The sequence below is a fragment of the Flavobacterium frigoritolerans genome (assembly GCF_025847275.1).
Taxonomy (GTDB): domain Bacteria; phylum Bacteroidota; class Bacteroidia; order Flavobacteriales; family Flavobacteriaceae; genus Flavobacterium; species Flavobacterium frigoritolerans.
Genome location: NZ_JAOZEV010000038.1, coordinates 1 through 6,479, shown reverse-complemented (window position 1 = coordinate 6,479; position 6,479 = coordinate 1). Strand labels below are relative to the sequence as shown.

Sequence of the window (6,479 nt, the reverse complement as noted above, 5' to 3'; positions counted from 1 at the left end):
CATAAAATCTTCGTCATTTAAGAGTAACCATTTAAAATGAGCACGGCTATCATTAAACAAATACATGTTCCGAGCTACAAGGGTTTGGATATTCCTTTTTCGTTGCGCTGCTAGATCCGGAATGTCTTTCCATAATTTAGTATTAATAATTTCTCCTCCTTCATTTCTTGTTGCTACAATTTTATTTTCAATTTTTACTGCTTGGGGAAACTCTTTTTGGTAATCAATTAATTCAGGTATAAAATAAAAATCTGTAATAAAACATTCCTTTTTAATAATATAAGTACCGTTATAATCTGTTCCGTTATAGGGATAATAATTGAAGTTTTTATCGCATTTATCAAAATAGTTTACATATAAAAATTTTTTATCTGATTTTAAATCTATTGTTCTGCCAAATATTTCTTTTAAAATTAAATTTATCAGTTGAAATAAATTTATATCCTAACGAGATAAGTTTTTTTTTCCCTATTTCAACTGCTATCTCAAAATCTGAAATTTCAATTTTTCCATTACTTATTGGTATGTCTAACCCTATCTCCCCAAAAGATTTTCTTTGACCTTCATTTAATTGAGCAATAAGTATCTTCTCCATATATTTATTATCTACTATTGATTTATTATGCGAATTATCGGGATTACTTTTTTTATTTAAATTTTCTTTCTTGTTTTGACATGCTATAAGCATCATCGACAAGAATAAATATAAACTGATTGTTATTTTTGTTTTTATTTAACTATACTTTTTATGTTTCGGTACTTACAAATCCATTCTTAGCCAATAGCTTACTTTTGTTTAAGAGAACTGGATCTAAATTTAATTCTGATTTAGTAAATTCATTTGCAGGATTGTCAGTGTAATCTTCGGGTAGAAAATACCCTATGATTTTTTGCTTTGTATCTCCATTAGGATTTCTATTACTAAACTGCTCTCAATACCATTATCTGGAACAACAATAATTTATCAAATACAATATAGTCTGGTTCAGAACCATGGCCAACATGACTATGCAAGACTACTTGTAAATAAAAATCTGTAAGTGAAAACATTGTTTACTTTTAGTTATTTTATCATTATTCTTGTAACTTAAAATTAAGAGTAAAACTGCTATTAGTAATAATTTATTCATCACATTTTTTTAAAACAATTGATTCTTTCTCGATCTTATTAGTAAACGGATTTTTGAGATAAACTCTTTTTTTCTTCTTAGTATCATAGAAACCAAGCCATTTAAATTCTATATTAATTTCGTTTGTTAATTTAACTTCTGCTATAGGCAAAGTTAGCGAGCAGTCATTAAAGTCAATTTCCTCTGGCACATTATTATTAGAATATACTTCGCCATTTGGTGCATAGTCATTCTCTGATTCTTTTAAGTATATTTCAATTGTGTTACTGCTTATTTGTTTAGAAGTTGCACCACAAATAAAATTAACTGAGCCTATCCCAAAAACTATCTCATCAGGGGAATAAAAAATTATATTGTTTTTATCGGCTCCTTGTTCACAACTATTACTCCACTGCTTATTTATAGTAAATAAAGCCGATATATCTTCTTTTTTTATGCTGTCATCACAATTATCACATTCTTTACATGGTTGGTTTATGTATTTAATTGAATGAACATATAAACTATCTATAAAAATTTCACCATTTATCCTCCAGATTTTTTTATTTAATTGTTGAAAAGTAATCGTACTATCTATTCCATCAGGAATTTCATCATTATATTTATAAGTAGTTTTTAATTTAATTTGATTGTTTCTAATTATTGATGAAGCAATATTTAGCATGTAATTTTCTTGACCCCAATTATGGAAAATACTATCTTTATATAAAACATATTTCGGAATATTAGCATCGCAAGGCTTGTACATTATTGTGTCTTTATTATTTATATTAACACGGAAAAAAGTATGTCCAACAGGTAGTTGTAATTCTTTTTCTTTAAGATTTGTAATTCTTTTTTTTTCTTTGCATGATATTATAGAAAATGATAATATAATAAAACAAAGAAACATTGATATGTGTTTCATAATTCAAGATTTAATTATTTTTCCTTACTTCAGTAATTGTATAAGTATGTGATCCACCCGCACTTTTTCCTTGCAACAAATCGTTGTCAAGTAAGAACAATCTACTATTTTTACCTGTACCCAATTCTCTTGAACGGGCTCCAACATCAAAAAAACGATAATAACGCTTTCCGTCCTCACATCCTTTTCCAACTAGTACAAAAAAATGTTCGGTTGCTTTATGACTATTATAAGTTCCTTTTCGTAAGTTATCATCTAATCCAACTACCACTGGTTTCCCTATCTTTAATTGAGAGTCAATATAATCCAATGCTTTTTGCGTTTCTTTAGGTATTAATTTAGTTCCTGATTGATCTGCCATAATAATGCGATTTTGTGAATATCCACTATTATTTTTTAATCCATAATTTGCTAGTATTTCAATACTAGCTTGCCAACATTCTTCTGGTTTCTGATGCACCCAATGTTCAGGTCTAGCTATGTCATAGTGGTCCTGATTACATTCGTTACACGAACCCACTTCAAGATCAGATTGTCCAGTACAGCAATCATAACCAAACTCTTTTAGAAAACCTTTTTTTAGGTAAAGTTCATTACTTGGATTGATAAGCTCCTCCTTTAAATAATTGTCATATATAGTTTTGACATCGGCAAAAGTATATTTAGCACTCTGTTGTCCGTACGGAGAATCTGGTAAGCTTGCCCAACATAAACTTGATAACAACGCTGCTCTTCTTATGTCATTATCAATAACAAATTGAATTATATCTCCTTGTTGACCTTTAAATCTTTTTCGCCATACTTTTCTGTTTTCACTTTGAGTATCATAAAACTCCTTAGGTCTATCTTGTGTGTAGTAATGTTTCATTAATATTAAACACATTTTATCCTGAGCCTCTTTGCTAAAATCTGTAATTTTATATCTTTTTCCGTAATTTTTAATAACTTCATCATAAGTCTTTCCCATAAACTGATATGCGCCAGCAGCATTAGAGCTATCTCTTATACGTTTGATATATATAGAAACTTTAGGATGCGTACTCCAATCTTTTTTATAATCTTTGATGAAAGATTTCCCTCCAACGTTCTTTTCGTAACCTTCATCTCCTACAGTGTCTTCTTTCACTCTTAACATCCTCATAAAAGCTCGAACTCTCGCCTCAGCTTCACAAATTCCATTTTTCTCTTCCTTCTCAACCTCCGCCATTTCAAAATCCACCACGACAGGAACAGTACAATTTTCGATAGCTTCTTCGGTTAAAAAACTCTTTTCTACAATCAAAGCTGTGTTTTTAAAACAGATAAGTTGTTTTCGCAAGGCTATTTTTTCTTCTTTGGTAAAAGGAGTTTCATCTTGTTTGGTAGCTTTTATACCTATGGTTTTCATGTCAGGGCTTCTTACTAAGCTCGCGTTTGGGTAAGACATTGCAACCAATTGATCGGCTTCAAAAACATAATAGTTATTCCTAAAATCGTTGGGGTCTATTATTTTTCGGCTTACTTGTATGCAAAAACGCACTGGGTTTACTTCTGCATCAGTTAGGTGTGTTTCTTCGGGAGTAAAACTGAGTTCTAAAGCCCGTCGTCGCCCACTTTTTCTTGATATTCCTGAATGCTTTGCAATGCTGTTATGATGCCGTTTTCACCTAATTTTATCACTCACATTTTATTAATTTTACAGGATTTACACCTTCATTTTCTTTGATTAAAACAAAGTCCAGTTCAAAGTCCTTTTTTTTAGTCTTATCATTGTATAAACCTTCCCAATAAAGTAGAAGTTCATCATTTTTAATAACCAGCCTTCCTATATTTTCTGATTTAGATATCTCACTATCATCAATACTTTTTTTATCTCCACTATAACTTTGTTGTGACTCTGTACTTTTAAATTTTATATAATACTCTCCAATTTTATCTTCAATATAAATTATTTCCACATTTATGTAAATTAAATTATCTGAATATAATGACAGATAACCACTTTTATTAGAAATATCAAATGTAGTTAAGGAATTCTCACAGTTTAATCTCCAAAGTCCATTTAAATTTATTTTAGAATCAAAGACTTCTTTAGGTGTAATCTTTTTCTGTTTTAAATTGAATGTTTTGAAAAACTTATCTCTTAATAACAAATCAATAGTTAACTGATCTTTATTAGCCAAAATTTTAAAATCTTTTTTTAAAACACCCGAATTTTCAACGTTTGGCTGATTAATATCGAAATTTCCTAAATAATATAGAACTTCATTTTCAAATAGATATGCAAAAAAGACAGAACTGTAATAATCATCTCCTTCAATTAAAAAGACCTTTTTATCCATACATTTATAATAATAAAAATTAATATTTGCACTTTCTAAATTTAAATTTGATAAATATTTTTTACCATTTAGTACTATATCATAAGCTTGTTTCTTATTACTCTTTATTTCATAAATTTCATTTTCATATTTGTAGATTAATTCCTTATCATCTTTTTCATTAAAAATTTTTTGCTTAACAAAACATGACTCATTAACAATTATGACACTAGTATTACTTTTATATGTCGTGATATTATCATTATTTTCTCCTTTACAACAAAATACTGTATACATTAAACAAATAAAAAGCATCTTTTTTGTTTTAAAAAACCCCATTATTTCCATTCTTTTTCTTTTAAATCATTTTGAAAATCTATTTCTTTTTGTGATAATTCTTCCTCTGTTTTGAATTTAAAATAGACCGATGGATTACATTTTCCTTTTAAGCCAGCTGCAGATCCAACATTTGAAACTTCAAAATGCAAATGAGGATTTCTAGTAGTGAAATTACTGCCATTCTTTCCTGAAATTCCGGTCAAACCAATTACATCATTATACTTTACTTCATCACCTTCTTTGTAAAAATCATTCTTACTTAAATGCCAAAAAGTAAGATATATTGTCGCATTTTGATCAAATTCATTCTCTAAAATTTCTCCCTCCTTTTTGTATTTAGGGAGATAATTGTCGTTTCGCAAACTTTTAAATGTTTCCACATCCAAAACTTTTAGTACAACTACATTTCCTGCCATTGATGAAGAAGTATATATTTTATGTACCTTGCTTCTCACACAAGCATATACATGGGAGCCAGGTATAGCTAATAAATCATTTCCTGAATGATTAACGCTTCCATCTCTAATTTTTTCGCCAAATGAGCCATGCCAAGGTTTGAATCGTCCTCCTTGTGAGTAAATACACAACATTGGATCATCTATTGGAAACCTCCACTTTCCATTATCTTTCTTAGTTTCTGAAACAGAAGTAGGTTGACATTTATTAACTTTAAATACTTCTATACCCTTTTCAAAATGTATTTTACATTCTTTCCATCCTGCTTGATCTGGATTTACTTTAGTTCTTATTTTTTTGATATTTTCATCTGTAGATTTTTTTATAATATCTGCAACTTTCCATATCTCATGTTTTTCCCAATATGCTAAAGCTGTCAATACTGCATATTTAGACTCTTTAACTTTATCTGGGTTTAATTCTAAATCTATGTATTCAGTAGGGAAAATTTCTTTTAATATCTTAGTAATATCCAGATAATTACCTCTCCCTGTAAGTTGTTTTAAACCTCTCCCTCTAAATTTATAGCCATCACCACTAGCTTCGTTCCCGTTCCCATTACCAAAACCATTCTCACTAGCATACAAATAGTTTAATAATCTTTTTTGGGGGTCATCTCTACAATAGTCATCCAATACCCCTTCTTTTTCAAGAGTTTTTGCTCTTTGCCCAAAAACTGCTTTACAATTTGCGACATTATATCGTACTGAATCTGTTTCAACCATCCAATCAGTATTTATCCCTAATGTTTCTGTTCCAACCTGTGCGAAAAAATGAGCCTTCCTTAAACAAGTATCTAAATGAATAGGTTTTCCATTTTTCTTACTAAGTCTTGCAAATTCATTGATGTAATTAACGATATCTTGTCTAAAAGTTTTTTGCTTTGTAATTATACCAAAAATCTTTTCTATCTCATCAAGAGTAATGTCTTTATCACAATTTTCACAAGCTTTATTTGTTTGAACCTCAGCCATTTCAAAATCCACAACAACAGGAACAGTACAATTTTCGATAGCTTCTTCGGTTAAAATACCTTTTTCTACAATTAAAGCTGTGTTGTTAAAACAGATGAGTTTTTTTCGCAAGGCTATTTTTTCTTCTTTGGTAAAAGGAGTTTCATCTTGTTTGGTAGCTTTTATACCTATGGTTTTCATGTCAGGGCTTCTTACTAAGCTCGCGTTTGGGTAAGACATTGCAACCAATTGATCGGCTTCAAAAACATAATAGTTATTCCTAAAATCGTTGGGGTCTATTATTTTTCGGCTTACTTGTATGCAAAAACGCACTGGGTTTACTTCTGCATCAGTCAGGTGTGTTTCTTCGGGAGTAAAACTGAGTTCTAAAAGC

At 29.7% G+C, this 6,479-nt stretch carries 5 protein-coding genes and 1 pseudogene; all 6 read right to left on the bottom strand.

The window, feature by feature from the left end:
- Window positions 1–367: 367 nt before the first annotated feature.
- Window positions 368–691, bottom strand: a complete 324-nt coding sequence (locus OIU80_RS20595) for a hypothetical protein (protein ID WP_264288848.1) — start codon at window positions 689–691, stop codon at window positions 368–370.
- A 230-nt stretch (window positions 692–921) separates the two neighbouring features.
- The gene (locus tag OIU80_RS20590; RefSeq protein WP_264288847.1) at window positions 922–1,050 is read right to left on the bottom strand and encodes a hypothetical protein; all 129 of its coding nucleotides are present in this window, start codon (window positions 1,048–1,050) and stop codon (window positions 922–924) included.
- A gap of 72 nt (window positions 1,051–1,122) precedes the next feature.
- Window positions 1,123–2,037, bottom strand: a complete 915-nt coding sequence (locus OIU80_RS20585) for a hypothetical protein (protein ID WP_264288846.1) — start codon at window positions 2,035–2,037, stop codon at window positions 1,123–1,125.
- 10 nt (window positions 2,038–2,047) lie between these two features.
- Complete coding sequence (locus OIU80_RS20580; RefSeq protein ID WP_264288845.1) at window positions 2,048–3,556, bottom strand: glycoside hydrolase family 24 protein; 1,509 nt, start codon at window positions 3,554–3,556, stop codon at window positions 2,048–2,050.
- A 136-nt stretch (window positions 3,557–3,692) separates the two neighbouring features.
- Window positions 3,693–4,685 (bottom strand): hypothetical protein, encoded by a 993-nt coding sequence (locus OIU80_RS20575; protein ID WP_264288844.1) that lies wholly within the window; start codon window positions 4,683–4,685, stop codon window positions 3,693–3,695.
- Window positions 4,676–6,479 (bottom strand): annotated as a pseudogene (locus tag OIU80_RS20570) (hypothetical protein); the annotation flags it as partial. The gene OIU80_RS20575 and the pseudogene OIU80_RS20570, both read right to left, overlap by 10 nt.